This window comes from Sorangium sp. So ce426, assembly GCF_051475585.1.
GTDB lineage: Bacteria > Myxococcota_A > Polyangia > Polyangiales > Polyangiaceae > Sorangium > Sorangium cellulosum_B.
In genome coordinates this window covers 3,001,848-3,020,264 of the sequence record NZ_CP150341.1, presented here as the reverse complement: position 1 = coordinate 3,020,264, position 18,417 = coordinate 3,001,848, and the positions used below count along the sequence as shown (strand labels likewise).

Below are 18,417 nucleotides of genomic sequence, written 5' to 3'. Positions count from 1 at the left end.
GAAGCCCGCGGCCTCGTCCGTGACGCTCGTCCGGATCGCGCTGGCTACAGCTTCCCGAGCGACGCGCGCACGTGCCCGATGAACACCTTGATCTTCGGTATCTCCGACAGCGCCCCCGGCACGCTGAGCCGCACGGGCCGCTCCTGCCCGACCACGTCGGGCAGCACCGGCACGAGCACGTCCGGCCCCACGTCGGGGTCGGGCACGAGCGCGTCGGGGACGAGGCCGATGCCCAGGCCGGAGATGCAGCAGTGCCGGATGAAGTGGATGTCCGTCGCGATGAGGGCCGGCTCCACGGTGAACGGCGCCCCCCGCCATGTCCGCCAGGTGCGCGCGTCCTCGCCCGGGGCCTGCCACGCGAACAGCTCATGGTGCTTCAGATCCTCGATCGTCTGCGGCGTGCCGCGCTTCTCCAGGTACGCGCGGCTCGCGATGAGCCACTCGCGGACGCGCAGGACGACGTGCGATATCCAGTGTCCGCTCGGCGCGTCCTCGCCGAAGTGGACAGCGATGTCGATGTCCGTGAGCGCCTCCCCCAGCGGATCGTTGCTGAAGCGGCAGTGGACGTGGAGCCTCGGATACGCGCCGCGAATGGCGGCGAACAGCGGCGTCATCATGTGCGGCGGCAGCCCCACGGGCAGGATGACCCGCAGGGTGCCCGAGGGCGCGTCGCCCACCTCCCGGATCGAGGCGAGGAGCGCGGCCGCCTCCTGCACCATGCCGCGCCCCTTCCGGGCGAGCACCTGCCCGGCCTCGGTCGGCACGACGCCGTTCCGCACGCTCTCCAGCAGGAGGACGCCGGCGCGCGCCTCCAGCGACGCGACCTGACGCCGGAGCGTCGTGCGCGACGAGCCGAGCGCGCGGGCCGCGCCCAGGAAGGAGCCGGCCTCGACCACGGCGAGGAAGGCGCGAAGCTCTTCGAGGTCCATACACCCTGCCACTGTCCGCATTCTAGCCAGGGGTGACCGTCTTCGGCCATCCACATGCGGCGCCGCTCGATAGTGTCGCGCAAGGAGGAGACAAGTCGATGGCACGAGACGATTCGCACGCGCTCACGCGCACAGGCGCGCTCGCGGCGCTGGCCCTCTCCCTCGCGGCGCCCGCGGGCTGCGGCGGAGGCGAGGAGACGAGCACGACGAGCTCGACGAGCACGACGCCGCAGACGACGTCCACGTACGAGGACCCCCCCGAGCTCCAGCCGGGCGCGGATGGAGCGTACGAGCTGCGCTTCGGCCCGAGCGAGGTCGAGATCGACGGGCGGCGGTTCTGTCTCCGCGCGTACAACGGAATGACGAGCGGCCCCACGATCCGCATTCCGAAGGGTGAGGATCGCAAGGTCCACGTGACCCTGCATAACGACTTCACGAAGAGCGACTTCCGCGAGATCGCGAGCATGATGGGCCATGGCAACAGGTCGTGCCACGACTTCAACCTGACGAACTTGCACGGCCACGGCCTGCACGTGCAGCCCAACTTCGCGACGGACGATCCCGCGGACCCGTGCGAGGGCGACGGCTGCGCGCCCGAGGGGAGGTATTTCGGCGACCACGTGCTGCACGCGGTGGGGCCGGGCGAGAGCGCCCGGTACCGCTGGGACCTGGACGAGGACGGGATCCACCACGAGGGCACGGACTGGTACCACCCTCACATCCACGGCTCCACGGCCATCCAGGTCATGGATGGGGCCGCCGGGGCGCTCCTCATCGAGGGCGCGCTCGACGAGCTGCCCGGCATCGCCAGGGCCAGAGAGCGGGTGATGGTCATGACGCAGGTGCCCATCGATCACGAGAACACGGTGCCCTTGAAGGAGGGAGAGGCCTGCACCGAGGACAACCTGTCGGTGACCGACTTCCTCGCTGTCGAGTCGCTCCGGGCCACGCTGATCAACGGCAAGCTCAGGCCGCGGCTCACGACGCCGCCCGGGCAGGTGGAGCGCTGGCGCATGGTCTACGCGGGCAGCCCGGACGAGATGGGGATGAAGCTCCACGTCGCGAAGGACGCCTCGTGCTCCGATTTCGACAAGGCGCCCATCGAGACGACGCAGATCGCGCGCGACGGGCTGACGCTCCCGCAGCTCTACAGGAGCGACACGGTGTGGGTCTCCCCCGGGTACCGCGCCGACGTGATGGTGAAGATGCCTGAAGGCAAGCAGACGCTCTGCCTCGTCGGGCGCCGGCCGAACGATCTCCTGGGGAGCGTGATCGCGATCGTCGACGTGGACCCGAGCGCGGGCGAGCCCACCGAGGTGAACCTGCCCGCGGAGGCGGACGTGGCCGCGCTCGCGCCGCCGACCTCGTGGACCGGCACGGTCGACGGGAAGGAGATGGAGGTGAGCTGCGATTCGGTCGAGGCCGTGCACCAGAAGGTGGTGCTCCTCGTGCCCACGCCGGGGAGCAAGCCGCCGGATCTCAGCAGCGACGTGGCGCTCATGTCCTGTGACCCGGGAGACCACCCGCACGAGGTCGATCCGGACGCGCCTGTGTGCATCTGCCCGGATCCGAACATCAGCTGCCGCAAGTTCGACGAGCGGCGCGCCCGCGGCTACCGGAGCGATCGGGTCATGACCGTCGGGAGCGCGGAGCGGTGGGAGATCCGCGCGTTCGACGGGCACCCCTTCCATATCCACATCAACCCGTTCCTCGTGTGCCCCAACACGTCGAACAAGGAGCCCAACTTCGCCCACTGGCGAGACACGATGTGGGTCCAGGTCGAGGACGGGCCGCGCGACGTGATCATGAACCCCCGGAAGTTCACGGGCCAGTTCGTGGCGCACTGCCACAAGCTGAACCACGAGGACGAAGGGATGATGGAGCTCGTGGAGATCTGCGCCCCGGGAGATGAGGAGTGCCTGTGTCAGGGGACGGACGAGAGCGGCGCGTGCATCTCCCAGGCAGGGTGTCAGCCGGACGATCTCGCGTGCCAGTTCGCGAAGACGGCGACCGACGCGTACCCGGCGCCGCCGCCGCCGAACCTGGAGCTCTGCGGGCCGTGATGGCGCGGCGGCGCGCCGCGCCCCTCCTCACGTGAGGGAAACGCCGCCTGCCCGCCTGCGCCCGCGCGCATAACGCACGCTCGCACGCGCAGCCGCGGCACGCAGCGCGCGGCGCCGCGAGGCGGCATGTTTGTCGCACGGCGCGCAGGGTCGAGCTCACCTGCGAGCTCGGACTGGGGGAAATCATGGCCCAGACCGTCGGCGAGTTCCTGCTGAGGCGCCTCGTCGCGTGGGGTGTCCGGCGCGTCTATGCCTATCCAGGCGACGGCATCAACGGGATCGTCGGGGCGTTCCACCGCGTTCCGGACCTCCGGTTCATCCAGGTGCGGCACGAGGAGATGGCCGCGTTCATGGCGTGCGCCCACGCGAAGTTCACCGGCGAGGTCGGCGTGTGCCTGGCGACCTCGGGGCCCGGCGCCATCCACCTCCTGAACGGGCTCTACGACGCGAAGCTGGACCACCAGCCGGTCGTGGCCATCGTCGGCCAGCAGGACCGCGCCGCGCTCGGCGGGAGCTACCAGCAGGAGGTCGATCTCCTGACGCTCTTCAAGGACGTCGCGCACGAGTACGTGCAGATGGCGTCCTCTCCCGTGCAGCTCCGCCACCTCATCGACCGCGCGATGCGCATCGCCAGGGCGGAGCGCACCGTCACCTGCGTCATCGTCCCCAAGGACGTCCAGGAGCTCGACGCCGTCGAGCAGCCCCCGCACACGCACGGGACCGTGCACACCGGCGTCGGCTACGCCTCGCCGCGCGTGGTGCCGAAGGAGGAGGACCTGCGGCGCGCGGCCGACCTGCTCAACGCCGGCAAGCGGGTCGCGATGCTGATCGGCCAGGGCGCGCTCGGGGCCGCGCCGGAGATCGTGCGCGCCGCCGAGATCCTCGGGTGCGGCGTCGCCAAGGCGCTGCTCGGCAAGGCGGCGCTCCCCGACGACCTGCCCTGGGTCACCGGCGCCATCGGCCTGCTCGGCACCAAGCCGAGCTGGGAGATGATGGCCAACTGCGACACGCTCTTCATGGTCGGCTCGAACTTCCCCTACCCGGAGTTCCTGCCGGAGGAGGGCAAGGCGCGCGGCGTCCAGATCGACATCGACGGCCGGATGCTCGGCCTGCGCTACCCGATGGAGGTCAACCTGATCGGCGACAGCGCCGAGACGCTGCGGGCGCTCATCCCCTACCTCAAGCTCAAGACCGACCGCTCGTGGCGGCGCAAGCTCGAGGAGAGCGTCGCCGACTGGTGGAAGGTGCTCGAGGCGCGGGCGATGAACGACGCCGATCCGCTGAACCCGCAGCGCGTCTACTGGGAGCTGTCGCCGCGGCTGCCCGACGGCTGCATCCTGACCGCCGACTCCGGGACGTCGGCGAACTGGTACGCGCGCGACATCAAGATCCGGTCTGGGATGATGGCCTCGCTCTCGGGGACGCTGGCGACGATGGGGCCCGCGATGCCGTACGCGGTCGCGGCGAAGTTCGCCTTCCCCGACCGCCCTGTCGTCGCGATGGTCGGCGACGGCGCGATGCAGATGAACGGCATCAACACGCTCATCACGGTCGCGAAGTACTGGCGCGAGTGGAAGGACCCGCGCCTCGTCGTGCTGGTGCTCAACAACCGCGACCTGAACATGGTCACCTGGGAGCTGCGCGCCATGAGCGGCGATCCCAAGCTCGAGGCGTCCCAGACGCTGCCGGACTTCCCGTACGCGGCCTACGCCGAGGCGCTCGGGCTGCGCGGCGTGCGGATCGACCGCCCGGACCAGGTCGCGCGCACGTGGGACGAGGCCTTCCGGGTCGACCGGCCGGTGGTGGTGGAGGCGATCACCGACCCGGAGGTCCCGCCGCTGCCGCCGCACATCACCGTGAAGCAGGCCGCGATGCTCACGTCGGCGCTGCTCCGGGGCGACCCGGGCGGGCGCGGTGTCGTCCGGCAGGTGTACCGCGACATGATCGAGAGCTGGATCCCGCAACGGCGCTGACGGAGCGCGCCGGCCGGCCCCGAGGCGGAGGCGCTCGCGGACGAGCTCCCGCGCGCGATCGACGGTGACGACGGCGAGATCCGCTCCGCCGCGGGCGACCGGGCGCTCCACGCGACCGACGCGTTGAACCGGTGTGGTCCGCGTCGCCGCGGGCGACTGGGCGCTCCACGCGACCGATGCGTCGAGCCGGCGAGCGCGCTGGTGCACCGATGGGGAACGGCGATTGCAAATGCAGGGCCCATGGAACCATCCGGTGTGATCCGGTTCGATCTGGAGAGGGTCTCTCGCTCCCTCGGCGAGCGTGGCCATGTCTGCGCCGAAGCCGTTTCCGCGGCGCCGCCAGGCCTCGCCGAGCCGATCGAGCGCAGCGAGGAGCGGCTCGCGGGCGATCGGGCCACGGCGAAGGCGAACCTGCGCGTGATCAAAGGCGGCGCCGCGCCCACAGCCAAGCGCGTCGCCGCCGCCGCGGCCGTCGCGCTCGCCCTGGGGACCGCCGCGGCCGTGGCGGCGCGCGCACGTCGCGAGCGCCGGCGCCTCTGGTGAGGGGCACGAGGCCCAGACGAGGTCAGGGGGCGCCGGGCCGGGTCACACCGCCGGCGGCTCGGTCTGGCGTTGCCACGCGCGGTGCATGGCGATCGCCTTGACGAACGCCGGCGCCGCCGCACCCACGGCGTCGTCCCGCAGGACGAGCAGGCCCGGGTCGGCCCCCGCGGCGGCCGCGGCGGCCTTCATGCCGGCGGCCTCGGCGAGCGGCGCGGCCGACGCTGGCACGAGCAGCGGCTTGCAGTGGCGGTACTGGAGCTGGACGAACTCGACAGCGAGCCCGTCGCGCGCCAGCGCCGCCGCGCCCTTGCCGGGCAGCAGCGCCGCGGCGTCGAAGAGAACGCTCGGGGCCGCCTCGATCGTGACCTCGACCGGTAGCTCGTCGCCCTCGGCGGTGCGCACCACCCCGAGGCACGCGCCGACATAGCGGGGCACCGCGCCCGCCAGCAGCAGCGCCTCGTAGAGCGCGCCCGCCTCCGCCCCGCTCACGCCGTCGGCGACGACGAGCGCGACGCGGCGGCCGAGGATACGGCCATCGCCGGGCCGGGCGAACAGCGACAGGGCCGGCGACACCGCGACCTCGGGGTCCTTGACGGGCGGCGCCACCATCGAGAGCGGCTCGGGGAGCGGCATGCCGAGGTCGGCCGCGACGCGCGCGGCCAGCCCCTCGTCGACGTTCCGCAGCATCCGGACCATGCGCTCGCGGATCGCCTGCGTCTGCACGCGCGTCAGCTCGAAGCGGAAGGCGCGCGCGATGTGCGCGCGCTCGACGGGCGCCTGGCTCGCCCAGAAGAGGCGCGCCTGCGTGTAGTGGTCCGCGAACTTCTCGGGCTTCGCGCGCAGCTTGCTCGGCTCGGTCGCGGCCTGCTGCGCCAGGAGCCGCTCGGCGACCGAGGCGAAGCCGCGCGCGCCGGCCTGGAAGGGGCAGCCACCGGCGAGCGAGTTGGGCTCATAGTTCACGCGGCCGCGGTTGATCGCCTGGCGGTGGAACCCGTCGCGCTGGTTGTTGTGCACCTCGGCGACAGGCGCGTTGATCGGGATCTCGTGGAAGTTCGGCCCGCCGAGGCGCGAGAGCTGCGTGTCGAGGTACGAGAAGTTGCGCCCCTGGAGCAGCGGGTCGTTCGTGAAGTCGATGCCAGGCACGATGTGCTGCGTGCAGAACGCGACCTGCTCCGTCTCGGCGAAGAAGTTGTCAGGGTTGCGGTTCAGGACGAGCCGGCCGACGGTGCGCAGGGGCGCGAGCTCCTCCGGCACGATCTTGGTCGCGTCGAGCACATCGAAGCTCCACCGCTCGGCCTCGGCCTCCGTGAACGTCTGGATCTGCAAGAGGTACTCGGGGAACGCGCCGCCCTCGATGGCCTCCCAGAGATCGCGGCGGTGGAAGTCGGGGTCGGCGCCCGCGATCTTCACCGCCTCGTCCCAGTCGAGCGAGTGTGTACCGAGCACGGGTGTCCAGTGGAACTTCACGAGCGTCGCCTCGCCGGCCGCGTTGACGAGCCGGAAGGTGTGCACGCCGAAGCCCTGCATCGTCCGGAAGCTGCGCGGGATCGCCCGGTCGCTCATGTGCCACATGATCATGTGCATCGACTCGGGCATGAGCGAGATGAAGTCCCAGAAGGTGTCGTGCGCGCTCGACGCCTGCGGCATCTGGTGGTGCGGCTCGGGCTTGACGGCGTGCACCACGTCCGGGAACTTCATCGCGTCCTGGATGAAGAAGACAGGGATGTTGTTGCCGACAAGATCCCAGTTGCCCTCTTCGGTGTAGAACTTCACGGCGAAGCCGCGCACGTCGCGCACCGTATCGGCGCTGCCGCGCTCGCCCGCGACGGTCGAGAAGCGCACGAAGACAGGCGTCCGCTTGCCGACCTTGGCGAAGGGCGCGGCCTTGGTGAGCGAGGTGATGTCCTCGGTGCACTCGAAGTAGCCGTGCGCGCCCGAGCCGCGCGCGTGCACCACGCGCTCGGGGATGCGCTCGTGATCGAAGTGCGTGATCTTCTCGCGCAGGATGAAGTCCTCGAGCAGCGTCGGGCCGCGCAGCCCCGCGCGCAGCGAGTTCTGGTTGTCGCCGACGGGCACGCCCTGGTTCGTCGTCAGCGCCCGACCGAGCGAGTCGACCCGATGCTTCTGCAGAGGCCCCTGGTTCGGATTTTCGCCCGGCGCCGCCTTGGCGCCGTTCTTCTCGGACTCGTTGCTCTCGGTGATCGTGCTCGCTGTCGCGTCGAGGTTCTCGGGCTTCGCCGTGGCACCTTGCGGCGGCTGTGGCATTTTGCCGCGTAGCGCGTACTCGGCGCCTTTGTTCACGTTCTCGGGGATCGCGGCGACGAGCGCTTCCGTGGCGTCGACCTTCGCGTCGAGGCGGTCGGCTGCTGCCGCGTGGCGCACCCGGGCGTCCTCACTGCTCGTCCCGCTGCCGAGCGCGGTCGCCGCGCGCTCGAGGAGGCTGCGTTTCGTCCGTGCCGCCCGCGGCTTCGCCGACGGGCCACCCATCGATTGCTTCGCGCTGCCCGCGCCCTTCTCGGTCGGCGCCGGCACACTGGACGACGGCTTCGCGGGGTCTTTGCGTTCGGTCATGAGATGTCCTCCGGGGAGCCGGGCTTTCAGCAAAGGGCGCACCAACACGCGCCCTGGCAGGGCGGCGGACACAGCCGGATCGGGACCGTTGCCCGCAGGCAGACGCTCACCGCAATCGGGTACACCAGGCGGCATGGAGCCTGCGTCCTGCGCCGTTGAAGTGCAGCACCCTCGCACGTCCACCTCGCCAGCGCGCGCCGCCGCCGTCGGGCTCGGCCCGCTCGGCGTGCAGCTGCACGTTGTAGGCGGGGTCGAGCGCGGCGCCGGCGCCGATGCTGGCGAGGGCGAGGTTGAGCGCGGCCTTGTGACGCCACCTGACGTCGCGGCGCGCATGCACCCATTGCACGATCCCGGCGGAGGAGCGGATCCACCCGTCGACCGCCTCCAGACCCACGCGGTCCGCCACGAAGAGCCCGTCGTTCACGACGTGGGGATACGCCGCGAGGGAGGGGTCTCCGCGCGTAAATGAAGAGAGCTCCCCAGAGGTTCCATGATAGATCGACGTGAAGGCCGCAGCGAGGGTCGCAGGGCCGCGGGGCATGGCCTCGGGCGCGATGAGCACTTTCCCGGCCGGTAGCTGCGCGTGCAGCTCGAAGAGCTCGGCGAGCGAGTCGAGCACGAGCAAATCGGCGTCGAGGCACAGGTACTGCCGCGCATCGACGGCGCGGGCCATCGAGTAGAGCGCGCCTTTCAGCGCGGGGGACGGGGCGCGCGTCGCGCGGCAGCGCACGATCTCCGCACGATGCCGCACGGCCACCCGCTCGCAGGTTGGCGACACCCCCTCGATGAACACCACCTTCATCACGTCGGGGATGCCGCCATTGCGTTCGATGGAGTCGAGCAGCGCGTCGAGGAGGCTCGCGTGCGCCTCCCCCGCGACGACAGCCACGCAACGCTCCGCGCGGAGGGGCGCGTCGGGGAGCGTCACGTCCGCGGCGTCGAGGCAATCGCGGAAGGCGTCGCGCCCCGCCGGTGGCGGCACCTCGCGCGCAGCGGCTGCCCCCGAGGCTGCGGCGCGGTACCGCTCGACGGCGGCCCCCGGCATCGCCGCCGGCGCCTCGACGCGGCACCAGCCCGAGCTGTCGAGGAAACGCCCCGCGTCGAAGCGCCACGCGTTGCGCCCGTGGCGTACATAGACGAACACGCCGCCGTTCCCCACGCGCTCAAGCCGAGCCCCGCGGGTCGTGAGCGCCCGGAGCAGGGCGGCGTCCTCGGCGAGGTTCGTGTCAGGATATCGGACGCCGCCATCGAAGAGGGACCTGCGGAACATCAATGTCCCTCCGTGCACGTCTTCCACGAACATCCGCTGGTGGAGCCGCCTCGACGTGCCCCAGAACTCCCCCTCGGGCAGCTTCAGGGTGTAGGCGTTCTCGAGCCCCGTGACGTCCGCGCGCCCCGCCGCGATGGGCTCGGCCTGGAGGCGCAACCGCTCGGGGCCGTACCAGTCATCGTCGTCCCAGTGGGCGATGAGCTCCCCCGTGGCGCTCTGGCACGCGACGTTGCGCTTCGCGCCGATGGACATCTTCTGCGGGAGGCGCACGTAGCGCACGCCGGGAGCGCCCTCGCAGAGGTCGCCCACGGCATCGCCGCCGTCGTCGACCACCACGAGCTCGCGATCGGGCAGCGTCTGCGCGGCGAAGAGCTCCAGCGCGAGCGTCACGAAGGGCCTCCGGTCGGCCGTGGGCATGATGCACGACACGCGAGGCAGCCTGGGTGAACGCTGCGGCTGCCCGTCCGCGCCCCTCGCCGAGGGCAGCGCGTCGGGGTCCACCCGCGTCCACGCGCTGCTCGCGGGGCGCTTGGGCGACACGTTGCCCGGGTGCACCGTGGCGACGCAGAGGCCAGGATCCGCGAGGTCGACGAGGCGCCCGCGCGGCACCGAGCGCACGAAGCGGGTGTCCTCGCCCACCTGCACCTCGGCGAAGGGGTTCTTCTCCCAGAAGGCCTTTCGATACGCGAGGGTGTTGCCGGTGACGTACGCGTCGGCGCCGCGATACTCATAGCGCCACGCGCGCCCCGTCGCGGGCTCGTGGTACCAGGTCGTGCGGCTGCCGCACGCGTCGGCGTCGCGCGAGCGCAGCGCCTCGAGCTGTACGCGCACGCGCCACGGGGGGTACCAGTCGTCGTCGTCCCAGTGCACGATGACCGCGCCCTGCGCCTCGCCGCAGAGCGCGTTGCGCTTTTCGCCCAGCGAGAGCTTCCGAGGATGGCGCAGATAGCGTATCCGCGGGTGCTCGGGCACGAGGTCTCTCACCGCGTCTGCGCCGTCGTCGAGGATCACGAGCTCGATCGCGTCGATGTCCTGCGAGAGAAAGCGCTCGATCGCGCGCGGCACGAAGGCGCGTCGATCGTGCGTGGGCATGATGCAGGTGGCGAGCATCGGTCGGCAGCGTCGGCGCTCCGCTCACGACGGCGTGGCGGCCTCACGGGTGCGGCGGTTCTCGATCACGGCGAGGCCCAGACGGTCATCTTCGTGGATGCCGGACTCCGCCGTCCACAGGCGCGTGACATCATAGCCCGCGGCCTGGATCCGCAGGAGGGCTTTGCCGACCGTGCCGTGCGCATAGATCGCGTCGTGGATCAGGATCAGGCCTCCTGGGCACACCAGGCGTGACGCCAGCTCGAACTCGGCCCAGACGTGCTCCTCGGTGTGGATCGAGTCGAGCAGCGCAGCCTCGTACCGCTCCCCGGCCTCCAGCGCGGCGGCCATCCCCTCGAGCGAGCCCACCGTGCGCTCCTCGATGCACCGGCGGATGGATTCGGGCAGCATTTTCCACATCTCGCTCCGCTCCGCGTGGCGGTAAGGGTCGAGGGTGACGACCCGGCCCTCGGCGCGATGAGCCACCGCCGACGCGAGGCAGGCGGCGGAGATGCCGCGGGCGGTGCCCGTCTCGAGGACGCGCACGCATCCATTGGTGCGCACCAGGTAGTGGAGCAACGCCAGCAGAGGGAACGTCGAGGGGTCGGCCACCCGGGCGGTTGTGGCGTCGGTGACGCCGTAGAACGACCAGGCGAGCGATGCGAGCCCGAAGCGCCCGATCCACGCGCGCAGCGCGTCGAGGAACGCCGCGTAGGGGTCGCCGCCGCCTCCCCCCGTGAGGGGGTCGGAGACCCGCACGAACTTGTTGCGCTGCTCCGGGTACTTGCGCCGGCCCACGCCGCTGAAGTGGAGCACCCGCACCGGCCGGCCGTGCCACTCGGCGCGCGCGCGGCCGTCGCGATCGGCCCACTCCACGTCCTGCGCGTGGAGCTGGAGGTTCCAGGTCGGATCGAGCTCGACGGCGCAGTCCAATCGGGCCAGCGCCAGGTTGAAGATGAACTGGTTACGCCACCAGTTGTCGCGTCGCTGGTCCACCCACGCGACCGCTCCGGGGAGCTCTCGGATGAAGCCGTCGAGCGCGAGCATCGCCGAGCGTTCGGCCGCGAACAGCCCGTCGTTGACGGCGAGCGGGTACGCGAGCTCGGCGCCGGTGATCTTCAGCGCCTTCAGGTCGTTCGCGTTGCCCCAGTACGCGTCGCGGAACGCCTGGCCGAGGTTCGCGAGCCCCCGGCTGTTGCCCTCGCGGCACACCAGGATGCTCCCGCTGGGCGCCGCCTCGAGCGCGGCGAAGATCGGGCGCAGGTCGCCCAGCACGAGCATATCGGCGTCCAGGCAGAGGTACCGCTCCGCGTCGACCACACGTGCGACCGTGTAGAGCAGCGCCTTGCTCGTCGCGTTGATGCGCGCGTGCGACCGGCACGGGACGAGCGTCGCGCCGTACTTACCGGCCACCCTCACGCACTCCGCGTCGGCGTCGAGCGCGAACACGACGAGCAGCGCGTCCTGGCAGCCGCCGTGGGCGTACAGCGACCCGAGCATGTCGTCGAGCAGCTCGGTGTACCCCGGAGACACCACCGTCGCGATGCAGCGCCGCGCGGACGGCGCCACGCGAGGCAGGGTGATCTCGGCGCGTCCCAGGCAATCGAGGAGGCGCTCCGCGGCGCGCGCCGGCGGCGCCTCGTCGAGCACCGGGTCGAGCCAGACCGCGTGGCAAAACTCCCAGCGGCTCGTGCGGATCTCGAGCTCCAGGGTGTTCGCGCCGCGCACGTCGGCGACGAGCTCGCGCGGCGGCGCTCCCGCGAGCACCTGAGGCACGACAGCGACGAGGCGGCCGTCGGCGAATACCGAAAAATCCGCGGAGGAGCGGCCCGGCGGCACGTCGTCGTTGAGCGCCACGTGGCAGCGGAGGGCGCCGTAGCGCCCGCCGAGCGGGAAGCGCACGCGCGAGGGCGGGTGCGCGCTCAGGGCATGCGAATACGAGCGGTCGGCGACGCGCACGGCCTTGTTCTCGTAGCCGAGGCTGCCGTGGAGACCGAGCTGGCCATAGCCGACACGAACCTGGGTGGGCGTGAGGTCGGTGAGATACACGGGAAGGGGCTCCATCGCGCGGGGCGTCTCCTGGCGCCGATGGTCGTTGAAATGCCCCTCGCGTTCAAGCCACAAGGTGCGTTAGGCCCGAGCTTGACCGCGGGCGTGACGATGCCTCCCGCGGGCTTCCAGGAGCTGCTCTGCCCTCACCCGTCGCCATCCAGCGGCTCCTCGAAATCGAGGTGGAGGTCGTCGTACAGATCCTTCAAATACGAACGCGCCTCCGCATCGTTCACGACGAAGCGGTTGGCCTCGTTCTGCACCAGCTTGGTGAGCGTGCCGGAGGGCAGGGTCGTCGACAGCACCTCTCGGAACGCACGTGACAGGTCGACGCGGTAGGGGTGGTTTGGCGGAAAGAGCTCTAGCACCCGCGTCGTGCCCAGGATGTCGAGCTCGTACTGGTGATAGTGCGCGCGGAGGAATATCTCCAGCAGCTCCAATGCTTCTCTCTGAGCGTCCGTCACCATACCACCTCAGGCGTGCGGCCACGCCGTCTCCACCATGAACAGCTTGTTTCTTTCGTCCGAGGCGCGAATGATCGCCGACACCTTGGTCAGCGGGACGCCTAGCTTCACCACCACCATATTCGAGTCAAGCTCGTATCCAATGCCCAGGTTGTTCGGGAACGCGTGCGTGACCTTTATTTCCTTCTTCGAGTTCGCCGTCAGCGCCGCGTCGATCTCCGTGATGTTCTTATTGACGGTATTGACGACCGCCACTTCCAGCTCGTGATTGTCGTTGAAGCGGGTCTTGGCCGGATCGAATATGTTGCGCGGCCCGCCAGCCACCTTGCCGCGCCACTCCTTGGTCATGCTGGCGGCCGCAACGGCTGCTCTATCGTTCGGATTGACCGCTACCCAATAGGCATGCTTGGTGGTGTTATCCGCAAGCAACGGCTTGAGCCTCGCCTCCTTCTCCGTGCGTGCCTGCTGCTTCTCAGGGTCGGCGGGCCAGTTCCTTCGGTTCTCCGCGATCGCGTCGTCGACGAATTTCTTCTGCTTTTCGTAGTAGTCCACCAGTGCTGCTCGGCCGGCCGCAAAGTCCTGCCGCCGCTTGATCAAATCCGCCTGCATGTCGGCATCGGCCATGTGCTGGCCGTGCCTGGCTATCAGATGCACTTGCTTCCCGTTAACGAGGACCACGCCCTCATGTGCCTTGATGCCCCCCGGCGCGAGCTGCCATCCACCGGGACCCACCAGGGGCGTTGGCACGGTGTCACCCTCTGGGTTTATCGCGCCATGCACGTGCACCACGTCGTGCTTGGGTCCACGGCTGTCGACCACGATGTCCAGGGCCGTCATCTGGTATTTCTTCTTGATCGCGGCGAGCCCGGCTCTGATCTTGGGCTGGGGCTCCTTGCTCCGGAGCAGCGCACTCGCTTCCGCCAATGCCCGATCAAGATCGCGCCGCTGCTCCGCCTCGGTGCGCTTGTCCTCCTTCTGCCCCTTGAGCTTCCCGACGATCTTCTTGACGACGTTGAAGACCTTATCGATCACGAAATCCACGGCCTTGCCGACCTTGGCCTGCACCTTCGTGATAAAGCTCTTCACCTTCGCCGCAAGCCCCCCGAGGCCGAGCAGGCTCGCGAGGAACCCGATGAGGATCGGGATCATCCTTGAGAGCGCCTGCTCGATCCACGCCGCGGCGCCGCCCACGTCGCCGTTGGCGATGCGGTCGACCGAGTTCACCACCGACTCGATGAAGTCGAGGATGCGGCTGAGGTTCGCCGCCAGCCACGCCCCGACGTTGTAGACCATGATGATGGCCTGAATGATCGCGCCGGCGGGGTTGAACATCGACGCGATCTTGGTGATCGCCGACGTGATCACCTTGGTGATGACCCAGTCGAGGATGGCGTCGATCACCATCCCCTTCAGGTCGCCGACGAACGCCTCCATCTCCGCCCAGAGCGCGGCCGGGCCGGACGTGAAGAGCTTCATCAAGATCTCGACGACCTTCTCGAGCACCGTGACGGCGCGCTCGCCGATCTTCTTGACGATCTTCGGCCGGATGTTCGCCCACGTCAGGCCGAGCACCCCCAGCACGAGCTTCAGGATCGACGGGAGCGTCAGGTCCGACGGGATCTCGACGCCGGCCTTCGTCAGCTCGCCGAAGAGCCATGTCATGAAGCCCTTCTTGATGTGCGTCCAGATGTTGCCGACGAAGCGCGAGATGCCCTGTTTGATCGCCGAGAGCAGGTTGCCGAGGAACCCGATGGGGTCGGCGACGATCTTCTTGACGACGCCGGCCGCCTTCTTGAACAGCGACACCACGCGATCGGCGAACTCCGCCAGGATCTTGACGATCTCGCCGATCTTGTCGGCCAGGCCCTTCAGCGCGCCCTTGTTGGCCTCCTCCATCTCCTTGGCCGCGGCGTCGGCCTTGTCCGAAGCATCCTTGTATTTCTGCGCGAGCTTCTCGGCGAGATCCTGCGCCTTGTCGTCGATCGACTGCTTCAGCTCGTCGAACCTCGACTGCACGTCCGCCTGGGCCTGCTGCCCCACGGCCCTGAGGCTCGGCGACAGGCCCGCGACGTACGTCTTCACCTCGGCCTGACCCGCGGCCACGATGGCCTTCGCCTCGGCGAGCCGCTGGTCGACCATGCCGGCCACCCGCACCGCGACCGCGTCCATGTTCGTTGTGAAGCGCTGGCGCGCCCGCGCGATGATCGCCTTGATCTCGGGCGGCGTGTCGCGGAACAGGTCGGCGATCCAGCGCGCGCCGCCCGTGATCCCGCTGTAGCGGTCGGCCTTGAAGCGGTCGATCTCCGCGTTGGCGCTGCTCTTCATCGTCGCGAGCGCCGCGTCGGCGCCGGCGTCGAACACGGCCATCACGTCGGCCTCGAGCGTGCTGAGCTTCGCCTCGACCTTCGCCTTGGTCTTGTCGAAGATCGCGGCGATCGTGTCGGTGACCTTCTTGCGCTCGGCCTCGTCCTTCTCCTTGGCGAGCTGCTGCCGCGACTTGGCCTTGTTGCCCGTAGACGCCTTCGTCGCCGTCAGGGCCGCGAGCCCCTTGCCCGAGTCGCCCGTGGCGCCCGCCTTCGCCTGCACAAGCGCCTTCTGCTCGCCCGCGCGGTACTTCGCGGGCCCCGCTGCAGCCGTCTCCTTGGCCTTGTCCCGGGCCGTCAGCACCGCGCTGAAGCGAGGATCGTTGGCCTTGGTCATCTGCGCGGAGGTGAGCTCCGCGTCCTTCATCTTCTGGTCGGCCGAGGCCGACGCGTCCTTGGCGGTCTTGTCGACCTCGGCCTGCGGCTTGGGCGCGGGCATCGCCTCGGCGCCCGCCACCGGCGGCGCGGCGGTCGCGGGCTCCGATGGGAGCGGCGACACCTCCTTGCCCTCGATCTTCGCCGTATCGGGCGGCGCCTTCGTGGCCTGCTCCGTGGGGCCGGAGGCGCCCTCCTTCTGCTGCTTGACGTTGCTCGCGACAGAGCCCTTGATCTGCCCGCTCTCGCCGCCCTTCATGAACTTGTCGGCGTCGTCGAGGTTCTTGGGCATCACCTTGTCGATCTCGGCGCGCAGCACGGCGAGGAAGCCGCCCGTCGTGGGCTTCTCCGCCTTCGCGTCCTTGATCTCGTCGACCTGGTTGGCGCGCGCCCCAGCCACCTTCTCGTTCGCGGGCGCCTTCGCCGCGGCCTGCGCCTCCGCCGCCTTTCTCGCGGCCGGCGGGCGCTGGCCGACCTTCTTCGCGCTCGCCTGCAGCTGCGCCATCACCTTCAGGAAGCGCGGGTCCTTCGCGGCCTTCGCGACCCGGACGCGAGGCGAGCGCACCGCAGGCGTGACGATGCCTCCCGCGGGCTTCGGCGACGGAGGGAACAGCCGCGCGGCGCCGGCCATGGGCTCAGCGACCCCCTTGCCTTGCGAAGTCCGAGAGGTGCCGCAGCGGGCACTGCCCGCCCGACTTGCGGTATTCGCGCACCACCGCGGCCTCGAGGTGTGGGTTGCTCACGAGCGCGCCGACCTCCGCCGCGAGCAGCGCGGCGTGGAGCACCGCGTTCCGGATCTGCCCCCCCGTGAGCTGGCACCGTGAGGCCACCTCGGCCAGCAGCGCCCCGTCGACCGCGTGCTCGGGCGGGAGGTGAAGCTGCCAGAGCGCGTGACGCTCCGAGGCGTCGGGCGCGCGAAAATCCACAACGACATCCATGCGGCGCTGAAAGGCCGTGTCGATGTGCGACCCCGCGTTGGTGGTCACCACCACGATGCCCTCGTACGCCTCCAGCCGTTGCAGCAGGAAGTTGGTCTCGAGGTTGGCGTAACGGTCGTTGGAGCTCTGCACCCCGGTGCGCTGCGCGAGCAGGGCGTCGCCCTCGTCGAGCAGGAGGATCACGTCGAGCTCCTCGGCGAGCGTGAACACCTGGTGCAGGCTCTTCTCCGTCTCGCCGATGTACTTGTTCACCACCGAGGCCAGGTCGACGCGGTAGAGCTCCATGCCGAGCTCCGCCGCGAGGACGCGCGCCGCGAAGGTCTTGCCCGTGCCGCTCGGCCCCTGGAACATCGCGCGCACGCCCGGGTTGAGCCCGCCGCGCAGCACCGGCCCCACGCGCTCGCGGATCGTCTCCCGCTGGCGGCAGCGCGCCTCCAGATCGCGCAGGTCGCGCAGCGTCTCGGGAGGCAGCGCGAGGGACGTCCACGCGCCCTCGCACGTCACCCTGGCGGCGAGCGTGTCGAGCGCCTGGCGGTGCAGCGTCTGCGCGGCGCGGCGGACGTCATCGAGGGCGACCTCGCGGCGGCCGTCGAGCCGGGCGAGCGAGCGCGCCACCGGGGCGGCGCGGCGGATGTGCCCGCTGGTCATGCGGAAGCGCGACGCGAGGTCGTCGAGGGCAGAGCAGGGCGCGTCGCCGAGCGCCGCGCGCCAGTGGGCACGGCGCTCGCCGGCCGCGGGCATCGCCAGCGTGAGCGTGAGCGCGCCCTCGACGCCGGGGCCCCGCGCGCCCCCCTGCCGCCCCATGACGACGCCGAGCAGCTCGCCTCGCTCCGCGAGCGCCGGGACATCGATGGTCTCGCCGGGCCCCGCGTCGAAGACCGCCACAGGGACGGCGTTCAGGAGCGTCGCGAGGGACCCGAGCGTTCGCCAGCGGTCGTCATCGACGCGCGCGAGGCCCCGCGCCTCGAGCACGCCGCGCCCGACGGCGTGCGCGACCGCGCCGAGGAGCGTCCGGCGGCCGCAATGGCGAGGGCCGCGGACGAGCAACGCCCTCACCTCCCCCGAGGCGAGCAGCTCGGGCAGGCGCGCGAGCTCGCGGCGCAGCGCCTCGGGCGCGATGAGCCCTCCGAGCGGCACGAGCGCCTCGCGGGGCCGATGCGTGAGCCACGCCGCGACGCCGTCGCTCGCCTCGCCGCGGAGCGCGTCCCACACCGGAGCATGCACATGGAGCTGCCATTGCGTGCGCGGCGCGTCCGGGTTGAGCACGCCGACGAGCCCGAGCTCGCGCAGGCGCCGGAGGCGGGCGCGCACCTCCCCGCGATCGACCTCGCCGCGCCACCACGCATTGACGAGCCCGAGCGTGGGGCGCTGCTGTCCGGAGGTGCCCTGCGCGGCGTCGAAGAGCAGACCGAAGCGCGGGTCTTCTTCCTGAAGGCCCAGCAGAAGGAGCAGCGTCAGTGCGTCGTGGTCGAGCCCCGCGGCCTCCCGCAGCGCGCGCAGCGGCAGGTGCTCGCCCGTGCCGCGCTCGAAATCGGCGATGGCCGCGGGCCACCACCCGGGATCCTCGATCGAGCCCTCCGGGAGCTCGTCGCGGTACCCCGCGAGAAAGGGGAGCTGCTCGAGGAGGGCGTCGACGCTCTCGAAGCCGCGGGCGGCCTCGCCGATCACCCGCGCGACGGCCGCGAAGAGGTGCAGCCGAAAGTGCTCTGCGGCTCCCTCGCTCAACATCGATTCCGCCACCCCTCCCATCTGCACCAGGCGCCTGAAACGCCATCGTTATGCCCCGTCAT

General features: G+C 70.6%; 10 protein-coding genes. 3 read left to right on the top strand and 7 right to left on the bottom strand.

Annotated elements, in window-relative coordinates; translation table 11 throughout:
* Positions 1 to 44: 44 nt before the first annotated feature.
* The gene (locus WMF44_RS11535) at positions 45 to 929 is read right to left on the bottom strand and encodes a LysR family transcriptional regulator (protein ID WP_437299177.1); all 885 of its coding nucleotides are present in this window, start codon (positions 927 to 929) and stop codon (positions 45 to 47) included.
* A 98-nt stretch (positions 930 to 1,027) separates the two neighbouring features.
* On the opposite strand from WMF44_RS11535, the gene WMF44_RS11530 reads away from it, so the two are divergent.
* The 3 genes from WMF44_RS11530 (at position 1,028) to WMF44_RS11520 (ending at position 5,508) form a co-directional block, all read left to right on the top strand.
* Positions 1,028 to 2,992 carry a multicopper oxidase family protein gene (locus WMF44_RS11530; protein WP_437299176.1) on the top strand — a complete coding sequence of 655 codons (1,965 nt, stop codon included), beginning with the start codon at positions 1,028 to 1,030 and terminating at the stop codon, positions 2,990 to 2,992.
* A gap of 185 nt (positions 2,993 to 3,177) precedes the next feature.
* Positions 3,178 to 4,965, top strand: a complete 1,788-nt coding sequence (locus WMF44_RS11525) for a thiamine pyrophosphate-requiring protein (protein WP_437299175.1) — start codon at positions 3,178 to 3,180, stop codon at positions 4,963 to 4,965.
* Positions 4,966 to 5,205: 240 nt separating this feature from the next.
* Complete coding sequence (locus tag WMF44_RS11520) at positions 5,206 to 5,508, top strand: hypothetical protein (RefSeq protein WP_437299174.1); 303 nt, start codon at positions 5,206 to 5,208, stop codon at positions 5,506 to 5,508.
* A 42-nt stretch (positions 5,509 to 5,550) separates the two neighbouring features.
* Here the strand turns inward: WMF44_RS11520 and WMF44_RS11515 are convergent, their stop codons facing one another.
* From WMF44_RS11515 to WMF44_RS11490, 6 genes are all read right to left on the bottom strand, one after another.
* Positions 5,551 to 8,079, bottom strand: a complete 2,529-nt coding sequence (locus WMF44_RS11515; RefSeq protein WP_437299173.1) for a catalase — start codon at positions 8,077 to 8,079, stop codon at positions 5,551 to 5,553.
* Positions 8,080 to 8,185: 106 nt separating this feature from the next.
* Positions 8,186 to 10,459: a glycosyltransferase family 2 protein gene (locus WMF44_RS11510; protein ID WP_437299172.1), complete on the bottom strand. Its 2,274-nt coding sequence runs from the start codon at positions 10,457 to 10,459 to the stop codon at positions 8,186 to 8,188.
* A gap of 24 nt (positions 10,460 to 10,483) precedes the next feature.
* A complete protein-coding gene (locus tag WMF44_RS11505; RefSeq protein WP_437299171.1) occupies positions 10,484 to 12,502 on the bottom strand; it encodes a CmcI family methyltransferase in 2,019 nt (672 codons plus the stop codon).
* A gap of 131 nt (positions 12,503 to 12,633) precedes the next feature.
* Positions 12,634 to 12,927 (bottom strand): hypothetical protein, encoded by a 294-nt coding sequence (locus WMF44_RS11500; RefSeq protein WP_437299170.1) that lies wholly within the window; start codon positions 12,925 to 12,927, stop codon positions 12,634 to 12,636.
* A gap of 33 nt (positions 12,928 to 12,960) precedes the next feature.
* Positions 12,961 to 16,320 carry a phage tail protein gene (locus tag WMF44_RS11495; RefSeq protein WP_437299169.1) on the bottom strand — a complete coding sequence of 1,120 codons (3,360 nt, stop codon included), beginning with the start codon at positions 16,318 to 16,320 and terminating at the stop codon, positions 12,961 to 12,963.
* A 4-nt stretch (positions 16,321 to 16,324) separates the two neighbouring features.
* Positions 16,325 to 18,355: an ATP-binding protein gene (locus tag WMF44_RS11490; RefSeq protein ID WP_437299168.1), complete on the bottom strand. Its 2,031-nt coding sequence runs from the start codon at positions 18,353 to 18,355 to the stop codon at positions 16,325 to 16,327.
* Positions 18,356 to 18,417: the final 62 nt, after the last annotated feature.